This window comes from Streptomyces sp. NPDC006140 (assembly GCF_040628815.1).
Classification (GTDB): Bacteria; Actinomycetota; Actinomycetes; order Streptomycetales; family Streptomycetaceae; genus Streptomyces.
In genome coordinates this window covers 41,944-67,232 of record NZ_JBEXTS010000022.1, presented here as the reverse complement: position 1 = coordinate 67,232, position 25,289 = coordinate 41,944, and the positions used below count along the sequence as shown (strand labels likewise).

General features: G+C 72.1%; 27 protein-coding genes. 20 read left to right on the top strand and 7 right to left on the bottom strand.

Translation table 11 applies throughout. The annotated features are described in order from the left end of the window. Positions 1-39: 39 nt before the first annotated feature. The 5 genes from pucL to ABZ386_RS37685 all read right to left on the bottom strand — a co-directional run bounded on the left by pucL (position 40) and on the right by ABZ386_RS37685 (position 2,636). Positions 40-963, bottom strand: coding sequence for a factor-independent urate hydroxylase (pucL, locus tag ABZ386_RS37705; RefSeq protein ID WP_114256194.1), 924 nt, complete (start codon positions 961-963; stop codon positions 40-42). 2 nt (positions 964-965) lie between these two features. After that, entirely contained in the window at positions 966-1,361 is a 396-nt protein-coding gene (uraH, locus tag ABZ386_RS37700) for a hydroxyisourate hydrolase (RefSeq protein WP_355727758.1), read from the bottom strand. Between the two features lie 2 nt (positions 1,362-1,363). Beyond that, positions 1,364-1,876: a 2-oxo-4-hydroxy-4-carboxy-5-ureidoimidazoline decarboxylase gene (gene uraD, locus ABZ386_RS37695; RefSeq protein ID WP_351347393.1), complete on the bottom strand. Its 513-nt coding sequence runs from the start codon at positions 1,874-1,876 to the stop codon at positions 1,364-1,366. A 143-nt stretch (positions 1,877-2,019) separates the two neighbouring features. Beyond that, positions 2,020-2,388, bottom strand: a complete 369-nt coding sequence (locus tag ABZ386_RS37690; protein ID WP_114256191.1) for a helix-turn-helix domain-containing protein — start codon at positions 2,386-2,388, stop codon at positions 2,020-2,022. Beyond that, positions 2,385-2,636 carry a hypothetical protein gene (locus ABZ386_RS37685; protein WP_356671291.1) on the bottom strand — a complete coding sequence of 84 codons (252 nt, stop codon included), beginning with the start codon at positions 2,634-2,636 and terminating at the stop codon, positions 2,385-2,387. Before ABZ386_RS37685 ends, ABZ386_RS37690 begins: the two co-directional genes overlap by 4 nt. Before the next feature lie 222 nt (positions 2,637-2,858). Between ABZ386_RS37685 and ABZ386_RS37680 the strand changes: the two genes are divergently transcribed. From ABZ386_RS37680 to ABZ386_RS37595, 18 genes are all read left to right on the top strand, one after another. Next, entirely contained in the window at positions 2,859-3,896 is a 1,038-nt protein-coding gene (locus ABZ386_RS37680) for a lytic transglycosylase domain-containing protein (RefSeq protein WP_356505162.1), read from the top strand. Positions 3,897-3,951: 55 nt separating this feature from the next. After that, a complete protein-coding gene (locus ABZ386_RS37675) occupies positions 3,952-5,031 on the top strand; it encodes a sigma-70 family RNA polymerase sigma factor (RefSeq protein WP_358968102.1) in 1,080 nt (359 codons plus the stop codon). Positions 5,032-5,176: 145 nt separating this feature from the next. After that, positions 5,177-6,106 carry an ABC transporter ATP-binding protein gene (locus ABZ386_RS37670; RefSeq protein ID WP_358968099.1) on the top strand — a complete coding sequence of 310 codons (930 nt, stop codon included), beginning with the start codon at positions 5,177-5,179 and terminating at the stop codon, positions 6,104-6,106. After that, on the top strand, positions 6,103-6,873 hold the full coding sequence (locus tag ABZ386_RS37665; RefSeq protein ID WP_355723144.1) for an ABC transporter permease: 771 nt from the start codon (positions 6,103-6,105) through the stop codon (positions 6,871-6,873). Before ABZ386_RS37670 ends, ABZ386_RS37665 begins: the two co-directional genes overlap by 4 nt. Positions 6,874-6,876: 3 nt before the next feature. Continuing rightward, positions 6,877-7,680 (top strand): ABC transporter permease, encoded by an 804-nt coding sequence (locus ABZ386_RS37660; RefSeq protein ID WP_351347405.1) that lies wholly within the window; start codon positions 6,877-6,879, stop codon positions 7,678-7,680. A gap of 5 nt (positions 7,681-7,685) precedes the next feature. Then, positions 7,686-8,930 carry an MCE family protein gene (locus ABZ386_RS37655; protein ID WP_358968096.1) on the top strand — a complete coding sequence of 415 codons (1,245 nt, stop codon included), beginning with the start codon at positions 7,686-7,688 and terminating at the stop codon, positions 8,928-8,930. Further along, the gene (locus ABZ386_RS37650) at positions 8,927-9,964 is read left to right on the top strand and encodes an MlaD family protein (protein WP_355723136.1); all 1,038 of its coding nucleotides are present in this window, start codon (positions 8,927-8,929) and stop codon (positions 9,962-9,964) included. The genes ABZ386_RS37655 and ABZ386_RS37650 overlap by 4 nt, the downstream gene beginning before the upstream one ends. Continuing rightward, entirely contained in the window at positions 9,961-11,055 is a 1,095-nt protein-coding gene (locus ABZ386_RS37645; RefSeq protein ID WP_358968093.1) for an MCE family protein, read from the top strand. The genes ABZ386_RS37650 and ABZ386_RS37645 overlap by 4 nt, the downstream gene beginning before the upstream one ends. Continuing rightward, complete coding sequence (locus tag ABZ386_RS37640; protein ID WP_358968091.1) at positions 11,052-12,182, top strand: MCE family protein; 1,131 nt, start codon at positions 11,052-11,054, stop codon at positions 12,180-12,182. Before ABZ386_RS37645 ends, ABZ386_RS37640 begins: the two co-directional genes overlap by 4 nt. Next, positions 12,179-13,486 (top strand): MCE family protein, encoded by a 1,308-nt coding sequence (locus ABZ386_RS37635; RefSeq protein WP_358968088.1) that lies wholly within the window; start codon positions 12,179-12,181, stop codon positions 13,484-13,486. Before ABZ386_RS37640 ends, ABZ386_RS37635 begins: the two co-directional genes overlap by 4 nt. Continuing rightward, positions 13,483-14,757: an MlaD family protein gene (locus ABZ386_RS37630; RefSeq protein ID WP_356618119.1), complete on the top strand. Its 1,275-nt coding sequence runs from the start codon at positions 13,483-13,485 to the stop codon at positions 14,755-14,757. Before ABZ386_RS37635 ends, ABZ386_RS37630 begins: the two co-directional genes overlap by 4 nt. Continuing rightward, a complete protein-coding gene (locus ABZ386_RS37625; RefSeq protein ID WP_358968085.1) occupies positions 14,730-15,368 on the top strand; it encodes a hypothetical protein in 639 nt (212 codons plus the stop codon). The genes ABZ386_RS37630 and ABZ386_RS37625 overlap by 28 nt, the downstream gene beginning before the upstream one ends. A gap of 37 nt (positions 15,369-15,405) precedes the next feature. Further along, positions 15,406-16,224, top strand: a complete 819-nt coding sequence (locus ABZ386_RS37620; RefSeq protein ID WP_356505146.1) for a hypothetical protein — start codon at positions 15,406-15,408, stop codon at positions 16,222-16,224. Between the two features lie 168 nt (positions 16,225-16,392). Continuing rightward, entirely contained in the window at positions 16,393-17,214 is an 822-nt protein-coding gene (locus ABZ386_RS37615; protein ID WP_351347423.1) for a TIM barrel protein, read from the top strand. 25 nt (positions 17,215-17,239) lie between these two features. Further along, positions 17,240-18,133, top strand: coding sequence for a 2-hydroxy-3-oxopropionate reductase (locus ABZ386_RS37610; RefSeq protein WP_114256176.1), 894 nt, complete (start codon positions 17,240-17,242; stop codon positions 18,131-18,133). A 186-nt stretch (positions 18,134-18,319) separates the two neighbouring features. After that, positions 18,320-19,777 (top strand): catalase, encoded by a 1,458-nt coding sequence (locus ABZ386_RS37605; RefSeq protein ID WP_358968082.1) that lies wholly within the window; start codon positions 18,320-18,322, stop codon positions 19,775-19,777. A 314-nt stretch (positions 19,778-20,091) separates the two neighbouring features. Continuing rightward, entirely contained in the window at positions 20,092-20,328 is a 237-nt protein-coding gene (locus tag ABZ386_RS37600; protein ID WP_351347427.1) for a hypothetical protein, read from the top strand. 156 nt (positions 20,329-20,484) lie between these two features. After that, entirely contained in the window at positions 20,485-21,102 is a 618-nt protein-coding gene (locus ABZ386_RS37595; protein ID WP_358968080.1) for a TIGR04222 domain-containing membrane protein, read from the top strand. A 55-nt stretch (positions 21,103-21,157) separates the two neighbouring features. Here ABZ386_RS37595 and gcl read toward each other — a convergent pair whose 3' ends face one another. Next, a complete protein-coding gene (gcl, locus tag ABZ386_RS37590; RefSeq protein ID WP_358968077.1) occupies positions 21,158-22,942 on the bottom strand; it encodes a glyoxylate carboligase in 1,785 nt (594 codons plus the stop codon). A gap of 210 nt (positions 22,943-23,152) precedes the next feature. On the opposite strand from gcl, the gene ABZ386_RS37585 reads away from it, so the two are divergent. Beyond that, entirely contained in the window at positions 23,153-23,875 is a 723-nt protein-coding gene (locus ABZ386_RS37585; RefSeq protein WP_358968075.1) for a hypothetical protein, read from the top strand. A gap of 32 nt (positions 23,876-23,907) precedes the next feature. After that, the gene (locus ABZ386_RS37580) at positions 23,908-24,414 is read left to right on the top strand and encodes a GNAT family N-acetyltransferase (RefSeq protein WP_351347514.1); all 507 of its coding nucleotides are present in this window, start codon (positions 23,908-23,910) and stop codon (positions 24,412-24,414) included. 166 nt (positions 24,415-24,580) lie between these two features. Here the strand turns inward: ABZ386_RS37580 and ABZ386_RS37575 are convergent, their stop codons facing one another. Then, a complete protein-coding gene (locus tag ABZ386_RS37575) occupies positions 24,581-25,201 on the bottom strand; it encodes a TetR/AcrR family transcriptional regulator (RefSeq protein ID WP_351347435.1) in 621 nt (206 codons plus the stop codon). Positions 25,202-25,289 lie beyond the last annotated feature (88 nt).

Sequence of the window (25,289 nt, the reverse complement as noted above, 5' to 3'; positions counted from 1 at the left end):
AGACGGGTTCCCCGGCCACGGGTGCCGAAAGAGGGAACGTCAGAGGTTGGTGAGGTCCACGGGGATCCTCGCCTCGCAGCCGTCCCGGAGGATCGTCGCCTCGATCAGGCCGTAGGGGCGGTCGGCGGCGTAGTACACCTCGTTGTCGTTCTTCAGGCCGAACGGCTCCAGGTCGACCAGGAAGTGGTGCTTGTTGGGGAGCGAGAAGCGGACCTCGTCGATCTCGCTGCGGTGATTGATGATCCGCGCGCCCATCTGGTACAGCGTCTGCTGCAGCGAGAGCGAGTACGTCTCGGCGAAGGCCTGGAGCATGTGCTTCTTCACCTGCTCGTAGGACTTCTCCCAGTTCGGCATGCGCTGCTCGTCGTCGGTCCAGTTGAACCGCCAGCGGCCGGAGACCTCGGTGGCCAGGATGCGGTCGTAGGCCTCCTTGAGGGTCGTGTACTTGTCCTTGACGTAGCCCCAGAACTCGGAGTTGGTCGAGTTCATGACCACCAGGTCCTTCAGGCCCGAGACGACCTCCCACGACGAGCCGTCGTAGGTGATCTGGGTCAGCCGGACCTCCTGGCCCTTGCGGACGAAGGAGTGCTTGACCTCGTCGGCGCCGATGAACTTCGAGTTGGCGTCGGAGGCCTCGATCCGCTCCCAGGCGTACTCCTCGATGCGGATGCGGGCGCGGTGGATCGGCTCCTGGCTGGTGACGAAGTGGCGGGCGAGGTGGATGCCGAACTGCTCGGCGGACTCGATGCCGTGCTCCTTGGCGAACGCGTACACCGTGTTCTTGGTGGTGTCGGTCGGCAGGACGTTGGCGTTCGAGCCGGAGTAGTGGACCTCGTCCATGTCGCCGCTCAGCGACACGGAGACGTTCAGGTCCTTGATGTGGTGGGTGGCGCCGTCCCGCGTGATCTTGACGACTCGGTTCTCGGCCTTGCCGTACTGGTTCTGTCCCAGGATGGTGGGCATAGCTAGCTCCCTCGGTAAACGGAGTAGCCGAACGGGTTGAGCAGCAGCGGTACGTGGTAGTGCTCGCCCGGCACGACGGCGAACGTGATCGCCACCTCCGGGAAGAACACACCGGCGCCGCTGTCCCGATTCGCGGGGGCGTCCTGCTGCGCATCGGCTTGCTTCTTCTCGAAGTACGGTTCGACCGCGAAGTCGAGCCGTACGTGGGTGGTCCCCTCCGGCAGCGCCGGGAGGTCCTTGCACCGCCCGTCCGCATCGGTCGCGGAGCCGCCGAGCGTCTGCCAGTCCGCCTGCCGCCCGGAGCGGGCCGAGAGCCGGACGGCGACGCCCTCGGCGGGGCGGCCGACGCTGGTGTCCAGGATGTGCGTGGACACGGATGCGGTGGTGCTGGTGCTCATGATCAGGCTTCCTCTTCCACGAGTCGGGCCAGGCGGATGCGGTTGATCTTGCCCAGCTCGGTGCGGACGATCTCGCGCTCCCGCTCCGGCGCGTTCCCGATCCGCTCCTTGACCGCGTCGCGCATCTGCTCGCCGGTGCGGCCGGTGGCGCAGATCAGGAAGACGTGGCCGAACTTCTCCTGGTAGGCCAGGTTCAGTTCCAGCATCTCCGCCTTCAGCTCCGCGGAGGCGCCGGCCATGCCGCGCTGTTCCCGGGCGGAGGCGGGGTCGCCGGGCTTGGGGCGGCCGATCGGCGGGTGCCCGGCCATCGCCTCCGCGAGGTCCTCGGCGGTCAGCTCGGCCATGGCGGCGTCGCTCGCGGCGTACAGGTCCTCGACGGTGGCGCAGGGGCGGGCGGCGAGCAGGCGCCGGGCCCACGCCGAGGAGGCGCACACCTCGTGGAGCGCGGCGAGGGCCGCGTGCTCCTCGAGCGTGTTGAAACGGGCCAGGCCCGGCGGCGTGGAAGTGGACGTCACGGGAGCCTCCGTGGCCGCGAACGGCCGTCGTGCTGAACGGGCGTGCCGATAGCTAACGCCCTCCCCCGACAGCACGTCAACAGTTTGTTGAAAATTCCGTGTGACGAAACCCGGCGAGGCGGCGAAACCGGGCAGCGGCCCGGTCAGGCCCCCTTTTCGCGGTTGAGGTAGTTGTAGACGGTGAAGCGGCTGACGCCGAGGGCGCTCGCCACGGTCTCCACGCCGTGCCGTACGGAGAAGGCGCCGCGCGCCTCGAGTATCCGCACGACCTCCTGCTTGGCCTTGCGGTCCAGGTCGGCCAGCGGCATGCCCTTGCGGCGCTCCATGGCGGCGAGGATGTGGTCCAGGGAGTCGGCGAGCTGCGGCAGCCGCACGGCGACGGCGTCGCGGCCCTCCCAGGACAGGACGACGTCGTCGGGGCCGGCCTCGTCCGGCGGGATCATCTCGCCGCCCATCGCGTCGACCAGCGGCTTGACGGCCGCGATGAACGGCTCGTCCCCCGGGCCGCTCATGCCTCGCCCCCCTCGACCACGTTGACCTGGAGCGTGATCCGGGTGGCGCCCGCCTCCAGGGTCCTGCGGAGCAGGGCGTCCACGGCGGTGAGCACCGCGTCGGCACCGCCCTCCGCGGTGTTGCCGAAGGGGCCCACGTCCACGGCGTCCAGCTCGGCGGCCTCGACGACCTCGCGGGCCACCACGGCGTGCGCGGGCGCCTCGTCCAGGTCGAAGGGCTCGGTCGTGAACTCCACTCTCAGTCGCACGCGCTCAACCTAACGCGCGGCACGGAGATTCGTGCAGCCTCTTCGACGACCCCTGCCGGCCGGCTCCGGGACGCGGCGCCGGAAGCCGGCCACCGCGCGTGCGACGGACCCGTGCCCCTGCCGCGTAGAGCAGAGGACGGATCCGCACAGGGAGGGGACGGGGAGATGGCAGGGCGTGTGTTCAGGGGTGGGCTCAAAGGGGCCAGGGGTACGGCTGCGGCGGTGGCCGCCCTCGCCGTGCTGACGGCGTCGCAGGCACCGGGGGCGGCACCGGCCCGGGCGTCGGCGCCGACGCAGCAGGCCTCCGGCGGGCGGGGGCCGAGCGTGTCGGGCGACAGTCCGTACCGTACGGACCTGCCGCCGCTGCGGGCCGCCCGGCGGGACGAGCCCCGGGCGCGGGTGTCCGGCGGTGCGCTGCCCGAGACCGTGTTCGCCGCGTACCGGCACGCCGAGGCGGAACTCGCCCGCACCGCTCCCGGATGCCGGCTGCGGTGGCAGCTGACGGCCGCCATCGGCCAGGTGGAGTCCGGGCAGGCGCGCGGCGGCCGGGTGACCTCGGACGGCACGACCGTGACGCCGATCCTCGGCCCCCGGCTGGACGGCGTCCGCTTCGCCCTGATCCGGGACACCGACGGCGGTGCGTACGACGGGGACACCGCGTACGACCGGGCGGTCGGCCCGATGCAGTTCATCCCGTCGACCTGGGCCCGCTGGGGCGCGGACGGCAACGGCGACGGCCGGGCCGACCCGGACAACGTCTTCGACGCCGCGCTCGCCGCCGGCCACTACCTGTGCGCCGGCGGCCGGAACCTGTCCGACCCGGCTGACCTGGACCGGGCGATCCTGGGCTACAACCACTCGCGGGCGTATCTGCGCACGGTCCTCGCCTGGTACGCGTACTTCCTGTCGGGGCACCGGGTGGTGCCGGACCGTCCCGGGACGTCCCCGGGGCGACCGGAGCCGTCGCACCCCGCCTCCACGCCCCAGCCGTCGACGAGGCCGTCCGCCCGGCCGAGCGCTCCCCGGACGGGGACGCCGACCGCGCCCGGCGCGCCCCCTTCGCCCGCCCCGGCGCGGTCCCGTCCGGCGGACGGACCGACGGAGACGGAGAAGCCCGGGCTCCCCGGCCCCCTCCCCGGCACCGACCCCGGCGTGGACCTCCCCGGTGCCGGTCTGCTGCCCGGTGACGCCCCGCTGACCAGCAACGGTACGGATCCGATGGCCTCCACCCCCTCCACAACCGCCGCTACCGGGCGGTAATGTCGCCACCCGCCGGGCGGCACGGGCCCGGCGGGCGAGCACGAAGGGGCCCCTCATGGCGACGGACATGCCTGCGGAGACGCATGCGAACACGCCGGCCGGGAGACAGGCGGCGCACGACCGCTGGGAGCGCATGTGGAGCCACCGCGAGCAGTTGCTCAAGGTGGCCCGGCGCAGGTCGATGAGCCAGGAGGACGCCGAGGACGCCGTGCACGAGGCGATGCTGCGCGCCGCGGAGCGCCCGGACCTGGACGACGAGCGCCTGGGCGCCTGGCTGACGACGGTCACCATGCGGCTGTGCGTCGACCGGTACCGGCAGGTCAACCGCGAGGCCGAGGTGCGCACCAGCCCCACGCTCGTCGCGCCCGGCCCGGCGCCCGTCGAGGAGGTGGTGTGCGACCGGGCGGAGGCCCGCTGGCTGGCCGTGCGCAGCGGGGAACTGCCCGCCCGCCAGGCGGAGGCGCTGCGGCTGAAGTCGGAGGACCTGGACGTCGGCCAGGTCGCCGTGCGGATGGGGCTGAGCTACCGGACCGTCGAGTCGCTGCTGGCCCGGGCCCGCCGCACGCTGCGCGCCTCGCTGGCCGGGACCCTCGGTGCCGTGCTGTTCCTGCTCGGGCGCGGGCGGCCGCACGGGAGCGGGAAGACCCAGGCGGTGGCGGTGGCCTCGACGGCGGCGACGCTGGCCGTGGCGGGGGTGCTGGTGCTGCCGTACGCGCTGGACGAGGGCGGGGACGGTCCGGCTCCGCGGCCGGCCGTGGCCTCCCCGGGCGCGGCGACGGTGCTGCGGCCCGACGGCACCGACCGGATGTCCGTGCCCCGGCCCGCCGAGTCCCCGGCCGTCCTGTCCCGGCCGGAGCCGCAGGCGTCTCCCGCCGACGGCTCCCTGCTGCCGCTGTCGGTGCCGGACCTGCCGGAGGTCTCCCCGCTGCCGGGGCTGTCGGCTCCCGAGGTGCCGGACGTGCCCGAGCTGCCGGCCCTCCCCGACGTGCCGGTGGAACCCGCCGTCCCGACGGTCCCGTCCGTCCCCGCCGGGACGTCCGTCCAGTCGGTGCCGTCGGTTCCGCCGCTCCCCTCGGACACTCCCGCCCTGTCGGGTTCTCCCTCGGCCGTCCCCACCCCGAGCGCGCTCCCGTAGGGGCGTCCGCCGAGCCGCCCGGAAACCCGTCCGGAAACCCGCCCGGAAACCCGTCCGAAAAAAACCGGCCTGTGCCGCGACGGACGCCCCGCCCCTCCCCGTAGAGCAGATGTCGGAGCTGCTCCACGGCTGAAGGGTGGACCGGATGGGTGTCGAGATCTGTGTGGAAGGGCTGACCAAGTCCTTCGGTCACCAGGTCATCTGGCAGGACGTCTCGCTGACGCTGCCCGCCGGGGAGGTCTCGGTCCTGCTCGGCCCCTCCGGCACGGGCAAATCGGTGTTCCTCAAGACGCTCGTCGGGCTGCTGAAGCCGGAGCGCGGCTCGATCACGATCCAGGGACGTGACCTCACCCGGCTCCGCGAGCACGAGCTGTACGAGGTGCGGAAGCTGTTCGGCGTGCTGTTCCAGGACGGCGCGCTGTTCGGCTCGATGAACCTGTACGACAACATCGCCTTCCCGCTGCGCGAGCACACCCGCAAGCCCGAGAGCGAGATCCGGCGCATCGTGCTGGAGAAGATGGACATGGTCGGGCTGATCGGCGCCGAGGAGAAGCTGCCCGGCGAGATCTCCGGGGGGATGCGGAAGCGGGCCGGGCTCGCCCGGGCGCTCGTCCTCGACCCGGAGATCATCCTCTTCGACGAGCCGGACTCGGGTCTCGACCCGGTGCGCGTGGCCTACCTCAACCAGCTCATCGTCGACCTGAACGCGCAGATCGACGCGACCTTCCTGATCGTCACGCACGACATCGCCTCGGCCCGGCAGGTCCCGGACAACATCGGGCTGCTGTTCCGCCGCGAGCTGGTGATGTTCGGGCCCCGCGAGCGGCTGCTGGCCAGTGACGAGCCGGTCGTACGGCAGTTCCTGAACGGCAGGATGCAGGGGCCGATCGGCATGGCTGAGGAGAAGGACGCGGCACAGGTCGAGCAGGAGCTGGCCCAGCTCACCGAGGCTCCCGTGGTGCGGGAGCCGACGCCCCGCCTGCTGCCGGGCCCGGGCATCACCCGCCCGCCCCGCTGGCAGGCGATCGCGAGACACGAGGCCGAGCTGCACCGCGGAGAGGGGGCGGACGCGTGAGCGTGTCACCGACCGGGGCGCTGCGGCAGTCGGGCCACCTGTTCGCGATGGCGCTGGACGTCGTGCGGACCGTGCCCCGGCGCCCCTTCCAAGTGCGGGAGTTCATCCAGCAGGCGTGGTTCATCGCGAGCGTCACGATCCTGCCCACGGCCCTCGTCTCGATCCCCTTCGGCGCGGTCATCGCGCTGCAGATCGGCAGCCTGACCCGGCAGCTCGGCGCCCAGTCCTTCGCCGGTGCCGCCTCGGTGCTCGCGGTGCTGCGGGAGGCCTCGCCGATCGTCACCGCGCTGCTGATCGCGGGCGCGGGCGGCACGGCGATCTGCGCGGACCTCGGGGCGCGCAGGATCCGCGACGAGATCGACGCCATGCAGGTCCTCGGCATCGACCCGATCCACCGGCTGGTCGTGCCCCGGGTGCTGGCCTCGATGCTGGTGGCGGTGCTGCTCAACGGCCTGGTGTCGGTGGTCGGCGTCGCGGGCGGCTACTTCTTCAACGTGATCCTGCAGAACGGCACGCCGGGCGCCTACCTCGCCTCCTTCACCACCCTCGCGCAGCTCTCCGACCTGTGGGCGGCCGAGGTCAAGGCGCTGGTGTTCGGCGCGATCGCGGCGATCGTCGCCTCGTACAAGGGGCTCACGGCGAAGGGCGGGCCGAAGGGCGTGGGCGACGCCGTCAACCAGTCGGTGGTGATCACGTTCATGTTGCTGTTCGTGACGAACTTCGTGATGACCGCCGTGTACTTCCAAGTCGTTCCGCAGAGGGGCTGAGGCATGGCGCTGTTGCACCGGCTGGAGGAGCTGGGCACCCAACTGTCCTTCTTCGGGCGCTCGCTGGCCTGGACCGGCCGCACCCTGCGCCGCTACAAGAAGGAGATCCTGCGGCTGCTCGCCGAGGTCAGCTTCGGGCGCGGCGCGCTCGCGGTCGTCGGCGGCACGGTCGGGGTGATCGCCTTCCTGTCGTTCTTCACCGGCACCGAGGTCGGCCTGCAGGGCTACGCGGCCCTCAACCAGCTCGGCACCTCCAACTTCGTGGCGTTCCTGTCGGCGTACTTCAACACCCGGGAGATCGCCCCGCTGGTGGCCGGGCTCGCGCTGTCGGCGACGGTCGGGGCCGGGTTCACCGCCCAGCTCGGCGCGATGCGGATCAGCGAGGAGACCGACGCGCTGGAGGTGATGGGCGTGCCCTCGCTGCCGTTCCTCGTCACCACCCGCATGATCGCCGGGTTCGTCGCCGTGATCCCGCTGTACGTGGTCGGGCTGCTGTCGTCGTACCTGGCCGCCCGGACCATCACCACCGTCTACTACGGGCAGTCGACGGGCACGTACGACCACTACTTCCACCAGTACCTGCCGCCGGTCGACGTGCTCTGGTCGTTCGGCAAGGTGATCGTCTTCGCCGTGCTGATCATCCTCGTGCACTGCTACTACGGCTACTACGCGAGCGGCGGACCGGCCGGTGTCGGTGTCGCCGTGGGCCGCGCGGTGCGGACGTCGATCGTCGCGATCAACGTCCTGGACTTCTTCCTCAGTCTCGCGATCTGGGGCGCGAGCACGACCGTACGGATCGCGGGGTGAGGCCGATGAGAACCGTCCGACTGCGCCTGTACGGCCTCACGTTCCTCGCCGTGCTCGCGCTGCTGCTGTCGCTCGCTGTGGCCGTCTACCGGCAGGCGTTCACGCCGGTGGTGCGCGTCACGCTGGAGGCCGACAGCCTGGGCAACCAGTTGGAGCCGCGCGCCGACGTCAAGCTGCGCGGGCTGCTGGTCGGCGAGGTGCGCGAGGTGCGCGCCGACGGTACGAAGGCGACGCTCGGCATCGCGCTCAAGCCGGAGTACGTCCCGTACATCCCGGCGGACGTGCACGCCCGGCTGCTGCCCAAGACGCTGTTCGGCGAGAAGTACGTCGACCTCGTGGCGCCCGATCGCTCCCCGGACCGGCCGATCCGCGCCGGGGACGTCATCACCCAGGACCGCACGAAGGCGGGGATGGAGGTGCAGCGACTGCTCAACGACCTGCTGCCGCTACTGCGCACGGTCAAGCCCGGGGAACTCAACGCCACGCTCTCGGCGTTCGCCACCGCGCTGGAGGGCCGGGGCGACCGCGTCGGCGACAACCTGACCCGCGTCGAGGGCTATCTGCGCCGGCTCAACCCGCATCTGCCGTCCCTGAAGGAGGACATCGCGCGCTTCGCCGACGTCGCCGAGGTGTACGGCGACGCCGCCCCCGACCTGATGAGGATCCTGCGCAACACCGTCACCACCAGCCGGACCCTCGTGGAGAAGCAGGACCGGCTGGCCGCAGGGCTCCGCACGACCGCGACGGTCGCGGGCACCGCGGAGGACTTCCTCGACGACAACGGCGACCGGCTGATCACCCTCGGCCGCGTCTCCCGGCCCACGCTGGAGCTGTTCGCCCGCTACTCGCCCGAGTATCCGTGCCTGCTGGACGGCCTGGTGCGGCAGGAGCGGGTGTCGGAGGAGGCGTTCCGGGGCGGGGCGATGCGGATCACCCTGGAGGTCGTCCGGCCGCAGGGGGCGTACCGGCCCGGCGAGGAGCCGCGCTACGCCGACCGGTCGGGGCCGGACTGCCGGGGCCTGCCGCACCCGCCGGTGCCGGCACCGAAGCCCAAGCTCGACGACGGTACGTCGGCGGGGAGTCCGGGCGGCGGTGCGCCGCCCGGCGAGGTGTCCGCCACCTCGGCCGAGCAGCGGGCCGTCGGCTCGCTCGTGGCGCCCGTCCTGGGCGTACCGGCCGACGAGGTGCCGCCCGTGGCGACCCTGCTGTTCGGACCGCTGGCCCGGGGGACGGCGGTGAGCGTCGCATGAGCACGTCGAAGGCACGCCGGACGGCCGGCCCGCTGATCAAGTTCAGCCTCTTCACGCTGGTGACGGTCACGGCTACGGCCCTGCTCGCCGCCACCATCGTCAACCTCTCCTTCACCCCGGAGCACACCTACCGGGCGGTGTTCAGCGACGTCACCGGCCTGGAGGAGGGCGACGACATCCGGGTCGCCGGCGTGCGGGTCGGTGAAGTGGAGGGCATCCGGATCAAGGACCGGACGCTGGCCGAGGTCAGTTTCACGGTGCGCGAGGACCGTCCGCTGCTCACCGGCACCCGCGCGGTCGTCCGCTACCGCAACCTGGTCGGGCAGCGGTACATCGCCCTGACCGAGGGCGCGGGCGACGGTACCCGGCTGCGGCCCGGCGGCACCATCCCGCTGTCCCGGACGCAGCCGGCGCTGGACCTCGACGCGCTGCTGAACGGCTTCAAGCCGCTGTTCGCCGCGCTCAGCCCGCAGGACGTCAACCAGCTCGCCACCGAGATCATCAGGACCCTCCAGGGCGAGGGCGGCACGGTCGACAGCCTGCTCGCGCACACGGCGTCGCTCACGACGACCCTGGCGGACCGCGACCAGCTGATCGGCTCGGTGATCGACAACCTCAACACCGTGCTGGCCACGCTCGACAAGCGCGGCGCCCGCTTCTCCGGGCTGCTCAAGCAGCTGCGGCGGGTGATCTCGGGGCTGTCCGCCGACCGCAAGCCCATCGGGGAGTCGCTGGTGGGCATCGGCGACCTGACCGAGGCCACCTCGGGGCTGCTCCGGGACGCCCGTCCGCCGCTGAAGGACGACATCGCCGGGCTGACCGATCTCACCGGAACGCTGAACAGGAACGAGAAGACCGTGGAGGGCGTGCTGAAGCGGCTGCCGAACAAGCTGAACGAGCTGACGGGGACGGCGTCCTACGGCTCGTGGTTCAACTTCTACCTCTGCGACTTCGACGGCCGGATCGTCCTGCCGAAGACCAAGCAGGTGCTCACTCCCGAGCTGCACGTGGCGAGGGCGAGGTGCGGCGGATGACCCGGCGTGTCCTCCGGCGGCGGGCCCGCCGCCCCGAGCCTGTGATGAAGGTGCGGATCATGCCGCCGAGACTGCCGGGGCTGTCGCGCCTGCGGCTGCGCCGGCCGTGTGCGAAGGCGTTCCGCGACCGCAACCCCGTGGTGATCGGCGCGGCCGGCCTCACCGTCCTGGCCCTGCTGACGTTCGCCGCGTTCAACGCCGACAGCCTGCCGCTGATCGGCGGCGGCGCGCGGTACAGCGCCGCCTTCTCGGAGGCGGGCGGGCTCAAGCCGGGCGACGAGGTGCGGATCGCCGGGGTCAAGGTCGGCAAGGTCGAGGAGGTCGGCCTGGACGGCGACCACGTCAAGGTCACCTTCAAGGTCAAGGGCGACCCGGGCCTCGGCACCGGCACCGGCGCCTCCATCCGGGTCAAGACCATCCTCGGCGCCAAGTACCTCGCCCTGCACCCCAAGGGGCCGGGCCAGTTGGAGCCGGGGAGCGAGATCCCGCTGCGGCGGACCGTGTCGGCGTACGACGTCGTGCAGGCGTTCAGCGACCTGACGACCACGACCGAGGAGGTCGACACGGAGCGGCTCGCGAAGGCGCTGGACACCGTCTCCACCACCTTCGAGGACTCGCCCGCCGAGGTACGGGCCTCCATCAAGGGCCTGTCGCGGATCTCCCGGACGGTGGCCTCGCGCGACAAGGAGCTGCGCGAACTCCTCGACCACGCCAACGGGGTCACCGGGGTGCTGGCCGACCGCTCGAAGGACTTCTCCGCGCTGGTCGAGGACGGCGACAAGCTGTTCAAGGAGATCGCCAAGCGACGCGCCGCGATCCACAAGCTGCTCAAGAGCTCCGCCGCGCTCGGCATCCAGCTCTCCGGCCTGGTCGAGGACAACCGGAAGGAGATCGGGCCCGCCCTGAAGGGCCTGAACACGTTCGTCGCGATGCTCGAACGCAACCAGAAGAGCCTGGACCGCAGCGTGCGGCTGCTCGCCCCATACGTGCGGGTCTTCAGCAACACCCTCGGCAACGGCCGCTGGTTCGACTCCTACGTCCAGAACCTGGTGGCCGCTCCGGTGGTGCCGCGCACGGGAGGCACCCGATGACCGGACGTCTCAAGGCCGTCGCGCTGCTCACCGCGCTCGCGGTGGCCGCCGCGCTCGCCGTCGCGCTGTGGCCGCAGTCCGACCCGGTCCGGGTCACGGCGTACTTCCCGCGCACCGTCGGCATCTACCCCGGCTCGGACGTGCGCGTCCTCGGCGTCCGCATCGGCGAGGTCCGGAGCATCACGCCCGAGGGCGGCCGGGTGCGCGTCGAGCTGGAGTACGACAAGGACCGCAGGGTGCCCGCCGACGCGCAGGCCGCGATCATCAACTCCTCGGTGGTCAGCGACCGTTACGTGCAGCTGCTGCCGGTGTACCGCACGGGCCCGGTGCTGCGGGACGGCGCCGTCATCCCCGAGTCGCGCACCGCCGTCCCGGTCGAGCTGGACCGGATCTTCGACAGCCTGCACACCACGTCCGAGGCGCTCGGCCCGAAGGGCGCGAACCAGGACGGCTCCCTGGCGCGGCTGCTGGGCGTGAGCGCGGACAACCTCGAAGGGCAGGGCAAGCACCTGAACCGGACGGTGGAGGACCTCTCCCGGGCGGTCACCACGCTGTCCGACGGCCGCGGCGACCTGTTCGGCACCGTGCGCAACCTCCAGGTCTTCACGGCCGCGCTGGCCGCCGACGACCAGGACGTGCGGTCGTTCAACAAGAGTCTCGCCGAGGTGGCCGGGCAGCTGGCCGGGGAGCGCGAGGACCTCGCGGCGGCGCTGAAGTACCTGGCCAAGGCGCTCGGTGACGTGGCCGACTTCGTGAAGAAGAACAAGAAGACACTGGCCGCGGACGTCAAGGGCCTGAGCAGGGTCACCAAGGTGCTCGTCACCCAACGGGCCGCTCTGGAGGAGCTGTTGGAGGTGTCACCCACCGGGCTGTCCAACCTCCAGAACGCCTACAACCCGGCCGCCGGCACCCTCGACACCCGCAACAACCCGCAGCATCCGCAGGACCCGGCCGCGCTGGTGTGCTCCCTGCTGAGGACCACCGGAGACGAGGGCGGCAAGAACCCCGACTGCGCCGAGCTGCAAAAGCTCTTCGACTCCCTGCCCGAGGTGCCGAAGTCCCCGGCGGTGCCGAGTACCGGGACGGTCGACCGGAGCCTCGGCGGAATCCTGGAGGGCCGCGCATGAACCTGCCGCACATGAACCTGCCGCGCAGGAGCCGGCTGGTCGCCTGGACGGCGGCCGGTGCGCTGCTGCTGACCGGCTGCGGGTTCAACGGCTGGTACGACGTGCCGCTGCCCGGCGGCGCCGCCGCGGACGGCCGTGCCTACCACGTCACGGTCGAGTTCCGGGACGTCCTGGACCTGGTGCCGCAGTCCGCGGTCAAGGTCGACGAGGTCACGGTGGGTGCCGTCGAGAAGGTCGAGCTGGACGGCTGGCACGCCCGGGTCCGGCTGCGGGTCGCCGACCACGTGAAGCTGCCCGGCAACGCGGTCGCCGAGCTGCGGCAGACCAGCATGCTCGGCGAGAAGTACGTGGCGCTGTCCGCCCCGCCGGGCACCGCCCCCGTGGGCCGGCTCGGCGACGGCGACCTGATCCCGCTGTCCCGCAGCGGCCGCAACGCGGAGGTCGAGGAAGTGCTGTCCGCCCTCTCCGCCCTCCTCAACGGCGGCGGCGTCGCCCAGCTCAAGACGATCACCGTGGAACTGAACAAGGCCCTGGAGGGCCGTGAGAACCGGGTCAGGTCACTGCTCAAGGAGCTGAACACGTTCATCGGCGGGCTGGACGACCAGCGCGCGGACATCATGCGCGCGCTCAAGGGCATCGACCGGCTGGCCGAGCGCCTCGCGAAGGAGAAGAGGACCATCGCCACGGCCGTCGACACCATGCCGCCCGCGCTGAAGGTCCTCGCCGACCAGCGGCGCGACCTGACGAAGATGCTCACCGCCCTGTCCGAGCTCGGGAAGACGGGCACCAAGGTGGTCAACGCCTCGCGGGACGACACGGTCGCGAACCTGAAGCGGCTCCGCCCGATCCTGCAGCAGCTGAACAAGGCGGGCGACGACCTGCCCAACTCCCTCGAACTGCTGACGACCTACCCGTTCCCGCGCAACGCGGTGGACGCCGTCAAGGGCGACTACGTGAACCTCAGGGTGACCGCCGACCTGGACCTGGCGGGCATCTACGGCAACCTCACCGACGAGCCCGGGGGCGGTGACTCCGGCGGGCCGAAGGCCCCGGGCCTGCCCGACGCGCCGGAGCTGCCCGAGCTGCCCGAGCTGCCGGACGTGCCCCCGGTCCCGGCACCGACCGTGCCGGACACCCCCGACCTGCCGGACCCGCCCGTCGCGCCCTCGTCCCCCTCGGACGGCGGTCCGCTGTGCCCGCCGGTGTGCACCGCGGCCTACGGCCCACCGGCCGGCTCCCACCGCCTCCCGCCGGGGATCGACCTCGATCTGGCGGAGCTGCTGCTGAAGGGGATACAGCCGTGATCACGCGTACGGTCAAGGCCCAGCTGCTCGCCTTCGCCACCGTCACCGCCGTCGGCGTGTCGTACGTCGGCGCCGAGTACACCGGCCTGGTCGACGGCCTGCTCGATCGGGGCTACACCGTGCGGGCCGACTTCGCCGACTCCGGCGGCATCTTCTCCGGCGCGGAGGTCACCTACCGGGGCGTGCCGGTGGGCCGCGTGGGCGAGCTGCGGCTGTCCGGCTCCGGTGTGTCGGTGGCCCTCGACATCGAGGACGGCGCTCCGCGCATCCCCTCGGACACGCTGGCGGTGGTGGCGAACCGCTCGGCGGTGGGCGAGCAGTACGTCGACCTGCAACCGCGCCGCACGGACGGCCCGTACCTGCTGGACGGCAGTACGATCCCGCGCGACCGCACCCGTGTCCCGCTGCCCGTCACGGACATGGTCGTCAGCCTGGACCGGCTGGTGAACTCCGTCGGGAAGGACGACCTGCGGATCACCGTGGACGAGCTGGGCGAGGCCTTCGCGGGAACGGGGCCTCGGCTGAGCCGGCTGGTGGACTCGGGCAACGCGCTCGTCGAGTCGGCGTCCGACTCGCTCCCGGAGACGATCTCGCTCATCGAGGACTCGCGCAGGGTCCTCAGGACGCAGGCCGACCAGGGCTCGTCCATCAAGTCGTTCTCCCGCGACCTGGCCGCGCTCACCGCGCAGTTGAAGTCGAGCGACGGGGACCTGCGCCGGCTGATCGGCAACACGCCGCCCGCCGGAACGGAGGTCAACTCGCTGCTGAAGTCGCTCCGGCCGGACCTGCCGGTGCTGCTGGCCAACCTCGTCAGCGGCGGCCAGGTCACGCTGGCCCGGCTGCCCGGCGTGGAGCAGGCCCTGGTCACCTTCCCGGTGGTGGTCGCGGGTAGCCACACCGTCATCCCGGGCGACGGGACCACCCACTTCGGCCTGGTCCTGGGCGCCGACGAACCGCCGGCCTGCACCCAGGGGTACGACACACGGCGGCGCGACCCCGCCGACACCAGCACGCGCCCGGCGAACACCGACGCCCGCTGCACCGCCCCGCGCGGCAGCGACACCTCGGTGCGCGGCGCCCAGAACGCCCCCGGCGCCTCCGGCCGTTCCGGCGGCGCCGACCGGGCGGCGTACGTCGCCCCGTACGACCCGGAGACCGGAACCGCCACCGGCCCGGACGGAACGCCCGTCGAGATCGGCTCGACGGGCGGCGAACAGACCGTGTTCGGAAAGGACTCGTGGCAATGGCTGCTCGTCGGACCGATGGCATGAGCGGGGGCCTGCGCCCGCTGACCGGCGGCCCGCTCACGCGGGCCGTGCGACCGCTGCGGCGGCTGATCGCCGGGCGGGCGGACACCCGCCGCCCCACGGCTGGGCAGGCCGGGGACCGCGCCGCGCCGGCCGGGCGCCGGCGGGCGCTGTCGGCGGGGCTCGCGGCGGCGACGGTCGTGACCACCGTGTCGGCCCTCTGGCTGGGCTTCCAGGTGCACGAGCAGCGCGCGGCCGAGCAGCGCCGCCAGGACATCCTGGCGGCGGCCCGGCAGTCGGCGCTGAACTTCACCTCGCTCGACTACCGGCACTACGACCGCGACAGCGGCAACGTGCTGAAGGGCGCCACCGGCGACTTCAAGAAGCAGTTCGCCGCGCAGACCCAGGAGCTGACCGAACTCGTCGCGCAGAACAGGTCGGTGTCCGAGGGCCAGGTCCTAGAGGCGGGCCTGGTGCGGTCCGACGCGCGGACGGCCAGGGTCCTGGTGGTCGCCGACAGCAAGGTGACCAACACCGCCGTGCCCAAGGGGGAGGCGCGCACGTACCGGCTGCAGCTCGACCTCGTCCTGGAGGGCGGCCGCTGGCTGACCTCCGACGTCGAGTTCGTCGGCTGACCACCCGTCCCGCATCGAGGCCCCGAGGAGACAGATCGTGGCGAACCCGACCACCCGAGGCCGCGGCGCCGGCTCCCCCGCCCGCCGCACCCTGACCGCGGCCGCCCGCGCGGCGGCCAAGCGCACGCAGCGCGGGGAGCAGACGGAACGTACCGAGCGCGTGGCGCCGGAGCGGCAGCCGTCCGGGCGCACCCTGCTCGTCGAGGCGCCGGGCGACGGCTGGGACGACCCGCCCGAGCCGTCGCCCGAGTTCGCCGAGGCCGTGGCGGCGGCCGAACCGACCGAGCCCACCGAATCGGCTGAATCTGTCGGGCCCGCCGACGTGCCCCACGCGGGTGCGGGAACACGGCGCCGGTGGCGGAGGCCGCTCCCCCTCGCCCTCGCCCTCCTGCTCCTGGCCGGTCTCGTCGCGGGCGCCGTGCTCGGGCGGCAGTACCTGGACGGACGGCAGGCCGGGCAGGCCCGGCAGCAGGCCCTCGCGGCGGCCCGGACGGCGGCACCGGTCGTCCTGTCGTACGACTACCGGCATCTGGAGCGCGACTTCGCCCGGGCGCGCGCCCAGCTGACCGGGAAGTTCGCCGAGGAGTACCGCCGGACGACCAAGGCGGTGGTCGGGCCGACCGCGCGGAAGTACCACGGGGTGGTGAAGGCGACGGTCGCGGAACCGGCGGGCGGCGGCGACCCGGCGGCCTCCGTCGTGTCGGCCTCGGCGGACCGGGCCGTCGTCCTGCTCTTCGTCAACCAGGTCACCCGGAGCACCCAGGTCACGGGCTCCCGGGTGGACCTGAATCGGGTGCGCATGACACTGACCCGCACCTCCGAGGGCTGGAAGGTGAGCGCCGTCGACGCGCTGTGACCTCCCCTGCCGCTGCGCCCCCGCGCCCCCGCGCGGGGGCGCTTTTTCGCGTGTGCTCTTGACAGCCCTTCCCAGCCACAGGCAATCTTCCATTAAGCAGAAACATGATTCCGCAATGTGGAATTACTTCGGAATTGCTGAGCCACCAGGAAGGGAGCGCCACCCCCGATGGGATTCGCAGACCAGCGCTTCAACGTCAACCTGTCGATCCTCTTCACGGAACTCCCGCTCCTGGAGCGCCCGGCGGCCGCCGCCGCGGCCGGCTTCACCGCGGTCGAGCTGTGGTGGCCCTGGACCGACACACCCACCCCCGAGCAGTCCGAGCTCGACGCCCTCAAGCGGGCGATCGAGGACGCGGGCGTACAGCTCACCGGCCTGAACTTCTACGCCGGGCAGCTCCCGGGCCCGGACCGCGGCGCCCTGTCGGTCCCCGGCGAGGAGTCGGAGCGGTTCCGCGCCAACATCGACGTGGCCGCCGACTTCGCGGCCTCCCTGGGCTGCACGGCGCTCAACGCCCTGTACGGCAACCGCGTCGAGGGCGTGGACCCGGCCGAGCAGGACGCCCTCGCGCTGGAGAACCTGGTCCTGGCGGCGCGGGCGGCCGACCGGATCGGCGCGGTCCTGCTGATCGAGGCGCTGAACAAGCCCGAGTCACCGCTGTACCCGCTGGTGTCGGCCCCGGCGGCCGTGGGAGTCGTCGACAAGGTCAACGAGGCGACGGGGCTGGGCAACGCCCGCTTCCTCATGGACCTCTACCACCTGTCCATGAACGGTGAGGACCTGCCCGCGGTGATCGAGCGGTACGCCGCGAAGACCGGCCACGTCCAGATCGCCGACAACCCGGGCCGCGGCGCGCCGGGCACGGGCTCGCTGCCCCTCGAAGACCTCCTCGACCAGCTGGCGAAGGCGGGTTACGACGGCTGGGTCGGCCTCGAGTACAAGCCGGGCGACCGCCCGAGCGCCGAGGCCTTCGACTGGCTGCCCCGCTGACCCCCGTACCGAAAGGCACCCCATCATGAGCAACTCCCTCCCCAAGATCGCCTGGATCGGCCTCGGCATCATGGGCTCCCCCATGTCCGAGAACCTGATCAAGGCGGGTTACGACGTCACCGGCTTCACGCTGGAGCAGGAGAAGCTGGACCGGCTGGCCGCCGCCGGCGGCACGGTGGCCGGGTCGATCGCCGAGGCCGTGCGGGACGCCGACGTCGTCATCACGATGGTCCCGGCCTCCCCGCAGGTCGAGGCCATCGCCTACGGCCCCGACGGCATCCTGGAGAACGCGCGGCCGGGCGCGCTGCTGATCGACATGTCCTCGATCACCCCGCAGACCTCGGTCGACCTGGCGAAGGCCGCCAAGGACAAGGGCATCCGCGTGCTGGACGCCCCGGTGTCCGGCGGTGAGGCCGGTGCGATCGAGGCCGTGCTGTCCATCATGGTCGGCGGCGAGCAGGCCGACTTCGACCAGGCCGAGCCGATCTTCGAGGCGCTGGGGAAGACGATCGTGCTGTGCGGACCGCACGGCTCCGGCCAGACCGTGAAGGCCGCCAACCAGCTGATCGTCGCCGTGAACATCCAGGCGTGCGCCGAGGCCGTGGTCTTCCTGGAGAAGTCCGGCGTGGACCTGAAGGCGGCCCTGGACGTCCTCAACGGCGGACTCGCGGGCTCCACCGTGCTGACGCGGAAGAAGGACAACTTCCTGAACCGCGACTTCAAGCCGGGCTTCCGCATCGACCTGCACCACAAGGACATGGGCATCGTCACGGACGCCGCCCGCACCGTCGGAGCGGCCCTGCCCGTCGGCGCCGTGGTCGCCCAGCTGGTCGCCTCCCTGCGCGCCCAGGGCGACGGCGGCCTCGACCACTCGGCGCTGCTGCGGGCCGTGGAGCGGCTGTCCGGCGCCCAGGTCTGAGGCCCGCACCCCGAAACCCCGGGCGGTGCCGCCGCTGACACCTGTCCTGTCGCGCCCAGAGGGGCGGCACCGCCCGGCCCAGCCATACCCACCGATTCAACAAACTGTTGACGCCCCGATCGCCCCGACCCTAGGCTCCACAAAGCGGAAACACTTTTCCGCTGCCCTCTCGTACGGAAGGTCACGATGTCGCAGCGCGTGCTCACCACCGAGTCCGGCGCCCCCGTCGCCGACAACCAGAACTCCGCCACCGCCGGCGTCGGCGGCCCGCTCCTGCTCCAGGACCAGCATCTGCTGGAGAAGCTCGCGCGCTTCAACCGCGAGCGCATCCCGGAGCGCGTGGTGCACGCCCGCGGCTCGGGCGCGTACGGCCACTTCGAAGTCACCGAGGACGTCACGGACTTCACGCACGCCGACTTCCTGAGCTCCGTCGGCAGGCGCACCGAGGTGTTCGTCCGCTTCTCCACCGTGGCCGACTCGCTCGGCGGCGCGGACGCGGTGCGCGACCCGCGCGGTTTCGCGGTGAAGTTCTACACCGAGGAGGGCAATTACGACCTGGTCGGGAACAACACGCCGGTGTTCTTCATCAAGGACCCGATCAAGTTCCCCGACTTCATCCACTCGCAGAAGCGCGACCCGTTCACGGGCCGTCAGGAGCCGGACAACGTCTGGGACTTCTGGGCGCACTCCCCCGAGGCCACGCACCAGGTGACCTGGCTGATGGGCGACCGCGGCATCCCGGCCTCGTACCGGCACATGAACGGCTACGGCTCGCACACCTACCAGTGGACGAACAGCGCGGGCGAGGCCTTCTTCGTCAAGTACCACTTCAAGACCAACCAGGGCATCCGCTGCCTGAGCAGCGAGCAGGCCGCGGAGATCGCCGGCAAGGACCCGAACTCCCACCAGACGGACCTGCTCCAGGCCATCGAGCGGGGCGTGCACCCGTCCTGGACCCTGTACGTGCAGCTCATGCCGGCGTCCGAGGCGGCCGGCTACCGCTTCAACCCGTTCGACCTGACCAAGGTCTGGCCGCACGCCGACCATCCGCTGCGGCGCGTGGGCCGGCTGGTCCTCGACCGCAACCCGGACAACGTCTTCGCCGAGGTCGAGCAGGCCGCGTTCTCCCCGAACAACTTCGTGCCGGGCATCGGCCCCTCGCCCGACAAGATGCTCCAGGGCCGCCTGTTCGCCTACGCGGACGCCCACCGCTACCGCCTGGGCGTCAACCACACGCAGCTGGCCGTCAACGCGCCCCGGGCCACGACCGCCCAGAACTACGGCCGGGACGGCTTCATGGCGTCCAACGCCCAGGGCCGGCACACGAAGAACTACGAGCCGAACTCCTACGACGGCCCGGTGGAGACCGGCCGCCCGCTGTCGGCGCCGCTCGCGGTGCACGGCCACACGGGCACCCACGCGGCCCCCGCCCACACCAAGGACGACGACTTCTTCCAGGCGGGCGAGCTGTACCGGCTGATGTCCGCCGAGGAGAAGTCCCGCCTGGTCGCGAACATCGCCGGCGGCCTCTCCCAGGTCTCCCGCGACGACGTGATCGAGAAGAACCTCGCGCACTTCCACGCCGCCGACCCCGACTACGGGCGGCGCGTGGAGGAGGCGGTCCGCGCCCTGCGCGAGGACTGAACTCCCTGCCCGCGTCCGACCGCCCGGGACCGACCCGGATGAGGGGTGGTCGCCCCGGGCACGGACGCGGGCAGGGCTGCGCGGACCGCGGCGGCGTGTGAGCCAGTGCGGTGGTGAAGGCGCCGGGACCGGTTTCTCGACCCGAGGGAAGCCCGCTCCGGTTCCGTCACACCCGCCGCGGTCCCAGTACCCACCCCTCCTCCCCCCCAGACCCCGTCCGGCGGCGCGAATGTCCTGTCGCGCCCAGCCTCGCGCCGCCGGACGGCCAGCCCGCTCAGGGTGCGGAACGGTTCCATCCGCAGCAGCCTGAAGGCATGGCACATCCCACCGAGCACCCGCACGTCGTGGTCCACGCTCCAGCCCTGGACGGCTCGCGCCGGGTCACACTTGGCGACGAACCCCTGGGCATCGCCACGCACGTCGACGACGTGGCGGAGATCCTGCGGCTGGCCGACCTCTACGTCACGGACGTCGAGGAGAACGACCTCGTCGAGTGGCAGGGCGGCGGCCCGGACGACTGGCCCGGGCTGTCGGAGCACCACACGACCTGAGCGCGTACGGCAGCGGTCGTACGCCCCGTACGGCACCCTCAAATGAACCTCTGAACCCGGCCCCGGGGGCTTCAACCGCCCCCGGGGCCGGGCACATTCTCGACACACGGGGCCCGCCGGCACGGGGGCGGCGGGCCCCGGTACGGGGGTGAAGCCATGGGCGACGGTACGGCGGTCCGGCTGGAGCCGCACGAGATCGCACTGCTGGGGGACGGCCCGCGGGCCGCCGTCACCGTCGCCGTGGTGGACCTGTATCTGCGGGGCCTGGTGGAGGCCGACCTGCCGGGGACGATGCGGAGGGGTGTCGCGGACGCCGTGGCCGGGGAGCGGCCGCCGTCTCCCCTGGCGGAGGCGGTGCGCACGGCCCTGCGCGAGCCCGCCGACCCGCGGACCTTGGTGAAGGACCCGGAGGTCCGGCTCGCGGTGGCCCTGATGCGCATCCCCCTCGCGGAGGCGGGCCTGCTGCGCTACCCGCTGCTCGGACCCACGCGCGCTGCCCGCCGCCACGTGCGGGAGCTGCGGCAGCGCCATCCGCTGCCCGCGAGCCGACGCGGCCTGAGCGACCACGACCGGCTGCTCGCCGTCGCCCTGCACGGCGAGGCGGCGCTACGGCTGCTGGTGCCGCGGTTCGCCCTGCGGGCTGGCCTGGTCCGCCGGGCCGAGGTGGGCGGCAAGAGCCTCCTCAAGCACTCGCGAGGTCCGTACGGAGGCGGAGGCGGAAGTGCGGGCCACGCCTACTGCGGCGGAGGCGGATGCGGAGGCGGCGGAAACTGAACGCGTGAGGGGCGGCCCGTCCCGGAAGACGGACCGCCCCTCAGCCGCGTACGCGTCAGACCTTCAGCGTCCTGATCGAGGTCGGCGCGTGGCCGGGCTCGGTGGCGAGCTCCTCGAACTCCACGACGTTGCCGATGTCGTTGGTCGTCGACATGGCGATGTTGGTGACGCGCTCCAGGATCGCCTCGACGACGACCGGGACCCGGTACTGGGCGGCGAGCTTCTTGGCCTGCTCGAACGCGGCGCCCAATTCGGCCGGGTCGGTCACCCGGATCGCCTTGCAGCCGAGGCCCTCGGCGACCTTGACGTGGTCGACGCCGTAGACGCCGAGTTCGGGCGTGTTGATGTTCTCGAACTCCAGCTTGACCTGGAAGTCGATGTCGAAGGCCCGCTGCGCCTGGCGGATCAGCCCCAGGTAGGCGTTGTTCACGAGGACGTGGACGTACGGGATCCGGTGCTGGGCGCCGACGGCCAGTTCCTCGATCATGAACTGGAAGTCGTAGTCGCCGGAGAGCGCGACGACGGACGCCTCCGGGTCGGCCTTGGCGACGCCGAGCGCGGCCGGGACGGTCCAGCCGAGCGGGCCGGCCTGGCCGCAGTTGATCCAGTGCCGGGGCCGGTAGACGTGCAGCATCTGGGCGCCGGCGATCTGCGAGAGGCCGATGGTGGAGACGTACCGGGTCTCCGGGCCGAAGGCCTTGTTCATCTCCTCGTAGACGCGCTGCGGCTTGATCGGGATGTCGTCGAAGTGCGTACGGCGCTGGAGGGTGGCCTTCTTCTCCTGCGCGGCGGCGGCCCAGGCGGAGCGGTCGGGCAGCCGGCCCGCCGCCTTCAGCTCGCGCGCCACCTCGACGAACAGCTCCAGGGCGGCCTTGGCGTCGGAGGCGATGCCGTAGTCGGGGGCGAAGATCCGGCCGATCTGGGTGGGCTCGATGTCGACGTGGACGAACGTGCGCCCGGCCGTGTAGACGTCGAGTTTGCCGGTGTGGCGGTTGGCCCAGCGGTTGCCGATGCCGAGGACGAAGTCGGACTCCAGGAAGGTCGCGTTGCCGTAGCGGTGCGAGGTCTGCAGGCCGACCATGCCGGCGTTCAGCTCGTGGTCGTCGGGGAGGACGCCCCAGCCCATGAGGGTGGGGACGACGGGGGTGCCGGTCAACTCGGCGAATTCGACGAGCAGTTCGCTGGCGTCGGCGTTGATGATGCCGCCGCCGGCGACGATCAGCGGCCGCTCGGCGGCGTTCAGCATCCCGATCGCCTTCTCGATCTGGGCGAGGGTCGCGGCGGGCTTGTAGACCGGGAGCGGCTCGTACGTCTCCGGGTCGAACTCGATCTCCGTGAGCTGCACGTCGATCGGCAGGTCGATCAGGACCGGGCCGGGGCGGCCGGAGCGCATCAGGTGGAACGCCTGCTGGAAGACGCCCGGGACCTGCGCGGCCTCCAGCACGGTCACGGCCATCTTGGTGACCGGCTTGGCGATGGAGGCGATGTCGACGGCCTGGAAGTCCTCCTTGTGGATCACGGCGGTCGGGGCCTGGCCCGTGATGCACAGGATCGGGATGGAGTCGCCGGTCGCGGAGTACAGGCCCGTGATCATGTCGGTGCCGGCCGGGCCGGAGGTGCCGATGCAGACGCCGATGTTGCCCGGGTGGGTGCGGGTGTAGCCCTCGGCCATGTGCGAGGCGCCCTCGACGTGCCGGGCGAGGGTGTGGGCGATGCCGCCGGAGGCTTTGAGCGCCGCGTAGAAGGGGTTGATCGCCGCGCCCGGGACACCGAACGCGTCGGTGACGCCCTCGCGCTTGAGGATCTCAACTGCCGCGCGGGCAGCGGTCATTCGAGCCATCGAGTACTCCTGCTTCGGCTGTCGGATTCGCACTCCCGTCGCGCCCCGCGGTGAGCTTCTTCCGTATTGTGGAAAGTATTTTCTACGATCTGGAATTAATGTAGGTGGGGTGGGGGACGGCCGTCAAGAGAGGGCAACCGGCGGACAGGCGGGGGCCGGAAGGAGCACGATGGACACGCTGTCCGTTCGCGAAGCGGTGCTGGAGTGGCCATGGCCGAGACCGTCCCGGTGCGCTGCCCGGCCTGCCGCCGGGAGCACCGCTACACGGCGCCGGCGTACCCGTGCGTGTGCGGCGCGCCCGTCGCCCCGCCGCTGGACCGGCAGGGGGCGGCGGTGCCGGTCTCGCACCGGGTCTGGCAGGAGGACTGGGTGACGGTGCGGTGCGCGTCCTGCGGGCGGTGCGGGGAGTGGCCGCGACCGGAGGTGGGGTGCCCGTGCGGCGTGATGCTGCGGGTGCCGCTGACGAACGCCGACCCCTCGGCCGCCCCGGCCCCTACCCTTTCTCCCCCTGCTCCCTCTACTCCCCCTGCTGCCGCCCGGCCGCCCTTCCGGTCCGTGGCGATCCGTACCGCGCTCGACGCCGTCACCACGGCCGCGCTGTACCTGCGCTGGCTGGGCTACCGGAACGTCCGCCGGGCGGACCAGCGGCCCCCGTCCGGCATCGGCCTCGCCGCCCGCGGCGTCGTCGCGCAGGTCGACCCGGCCGTGCGTCCGGCGACCCTGCGGGACGTGGAGTGCCTGTGGCTGACGGCCATGACGGAGTCCGCGGACTGCCTCTACTTCTCCCTCACCGGATACGCGGACGACGCCCGGGCCCGCGCCGACGCCCTGGGAATCCCGCTGTTCGTCCTCGACCTCACCGGGACACCGCGCCCGGTGAACGCCCCGGCCGAGACACTGCACGCCGGAGGCACGGAGAACCGGGCCCGTTGAACACCACCACGCCCCATACTCACCGCATGCCCCTGCGCATCCGCCCGGCGACCCCCGCCGAACTCCCCGCCCTCCAGGACATCGAGCGCGCCGCCGGCGCCCCCTTCCGCGACCTCGGCATGCCGGAGATCGCCGACGACGAGCCGCCGGGGCTCGACGTACTGGAGCGCTACCGCGGGGCCGGCCGCTGCTGGGTCGCGGTGGACGAACGGGACCGCCCTGTCGCGTACCTCGTCGCCGAACCCGTGGACGGCGCCCTGCACATCGAGCAGGTCTCGGTCCACCCGCGCGCCGCACGCCGCGGCGTCGGCCGGGCCCTGCTGGCCCACGCCGCCGGCCACGCCCGCGAGGAGGGCCTGACCGCGCTGACGCTGACCACCTTCGCGGAGGTCCCGTGGAACGCCCCCTACTACGCCCGCCTCGGCTTCCGCACCCTGGACGAGCACGACCTCACGCCCGGCCTGCGCGCGATCCGCGCGGGTGAGGCCGCACACGGCCTGGACCGCTGGCCCAGGGTAGGCATGCGCGCCACCGTCTGAACCGACCGCCGCCCCGCCGTCCAGTAGGCACGGGCCGGGCGCGCAGTTCCGCACCGGCGCTGACCAGACGGCCGGCAAGCGGGTGCAGTGTCCACCCCGGCATACCCCCGGAACACCACAGCACGCGCCGACCAATGCCTGTGCAACGAGGCCGGCCTTGTCCTTCTCAGTTGTGGCGCGGGCGAGGCAACAATGCGAACGCGCTCTCCGCGATCGAGGTCAGGCGAGCGGGACTGTGGCCGGACGCGCCTACGACATCGATCCCGCGGACGATGGTCAGCAGAAGGTACGCAAGGTCGTCGGGATCCGCGTCGGGGTCGATGTCGCCGCTGCGCTGCGCCGCTCGCACACACTCGGCCACCGCCGTCGCGACCACGGAGAAGCAGTCGTTGGCCAGGCGTTCCACCTCGGAGTCGGAGGTGCCGAGTTCCAGGGCCATCTTGGCGGCGAAGCAGGCCGCCGCCGCCCGGTCAGGGGCGGGGGGGACGTCGGCGGCGAGTGGCACCCCGTCCACGGCACGGAACAAGAACTCGCGCAGTCGTTCCAGGGCGCCCTCGTCCGGTCCGGCGAGCGCCTGCACCGCCATCCCCAGCCGGGCGGAGTACCTGCCCATCGCCTGCAGCAGCACGCCGTGCTTGCCGTCGAACGCGGCATAGAGGCTGCCGCGGCCCAGACCGGTGGCGGCGCTGATGTCGTCGACGCTCGTGCCGTTGTAGCCCGCGGTGCGGAACTGCCGCTCGGCGGCATGGAGGACGTGGTCGCGGTCGAAGCTTCGTGGTCTCGCCATACGTAAAAGGTAGGACCGACCCACCGTTCTTGACAACCCAGTACAGAACTGCCTAGGTTTCTGACAGTTCAGTACACAACGGCCCTGA

What these genes read in the sequence shown, in the direction of transcription:
- ABZ386_RS37660 (WP_351347405.1), top strand. Translation starts at nt 6,877, where the DNA reads ATGGCGCTGTTGCACCGGCTGGAGGAGCTGGGCACCCAACTGTCCTTC.
- ABZ386_RS37610 (WP_114256176.1), top strand. Translation starts at nt 17,240, where the DNA reads ATGAGCAACTCCCTCCCCAAGATCGCCTGGATCGGCCTCGGCATCATG.
- ABZ386_RS37615 (WP_351347423.1), top strand. Translation starts at nt 16,393, where the DNA reads ATGGGATTCGCAGACCAGCGCTTCAACGTCAACCTGTCGATCCTCTTC.
- uraH (WP_355727758.1), bottom strand. Translation starts at nt 1,361, where the DNA reads ATGAGCACCAGCACCACCGCATCCGTGTCCACGCACATCCTGGACACC.
- ABZ386_RS37690 (WP_114256191.1), bottom strand. Translation starts at nt 2,388, where the DNA reads ATGAGCGGCCCGGGGGACGAGCCGTTCATCGCGGCCGTCAAGCCGCTG.
- ABZ386_RS37635 (WP_358968088.1), top strand. Translation starts at nt 12,179, where the DNA reads ATGAACCTGCCGCACATGAACCTGCCGCGCAGGAGCCGGCTGGTCGCC.
- ABZ386_RS37595 (WP_358968080.1), top strand. Translation starts at nt 20,485, where the DNA reads ATGGGCGACGGTACGGCGGTCCGGCTGGAGCCGCACGAGATCGCACTG.
- ABZ386_RS37605 (WP_358968082.1), top strand. Translation starts at nt 18,320, where the DNA reads ATGTCGCAGCGCGTGCTCACCACCGAGTCCGGCGCCCCCGTCGCCGAC.
- gcl (WP_358968077.1), bottom strand. Translation starts at nt 22,942, where the DNA reads ATGGCTCGAATGACCGCTGCCCGCGCGGCAGTTGAGATCCTCAAGCGC.
- ABZ386_RS37645 (WP_358968093.1), top strand. Translation starts at nt 9,961, where the DNA reads ATGACCCGGCGTGTCCTCCGGCGGCGGGCCCGCCGCCCCGAGCCTGTG.
- pucL (WP_114256194.1), bottom strand. Translation starts at nt 963, where the DNA reads ATGCCCACCATCCTGGGACAGAACCAGTACGGCAAGGCCGAGAACCGA.
- ABZ386_RS37585 (WP_358968075.1), top strand. Translation starts at nt 23,153, where the DNA reads ATGGCCGAGACCGTCCCGGTGCGCTGCCCGGCCTGCCGCCGGGAGCAC.
- ABZ386_RS37650 (WP_355723136.1), top strand. Translation starts at nt 8,927, where the DNA reads ATGAGCACGTCGAAGGCACGCCGGACGGCCGGCCCGCTGATCAAGTTC.
- ABZ386_RS37625 (WP_358968085.1), top strand. Translation starts at nt 14,730, where the DNA reads ATGGCTGCTCGTCGGACCGATGGCATGAGCGGGGGCCTGCGCCCGCTG.
- ABZ386_RS37600 (WP_351347427.1), top strand. Translation starts at nt 20,092, where the DNA reads ATGGCACATCCCACCGAGCACCCGCACGTCGTGGTCCACGCTCCAGCC.
- ABZ386_RS37670 (WP_358968099.1), top strand. Translation starts at nt 5,177, where the DNA reads ATGGGTGTCGAGATCTGTGTGGAAGGGCTGACCAAGTCCTTCGGTCAC.
- ABZ386_RS37575 (WP_351347435.1), bottom strand. Translation starts at nt 25,201, where the DNA reads ATGGCGAGACCACGAAGCTTCGACCGCGACCACGTCCTCCATGCCGCC.
- ABZ386_RS37675 (WP_358968102.1), top strand. Translation starts at nt 3,952, where the DNA reads ATGGCGACGGACATGCCTGCGGAGACGCATGCGAACACGCCGGCCGGG.
- ABZ386_RS37655 (WP_358968096.1), top strand. Translation starts at nt 7,686, where the DNA reads ATGAGAACCGTCCGACTGCGCCTGTACGGCCTCACGTTCCTCGCCGTG.
- ABZ386_RS37640 (WP_358968091.1), top strand. Translation starts at nt 11,052, where the DNA reads ATGACCGGACGTCTCAAGGCCGTCGCGCTGCTCACCGCGCTCGCGGTG.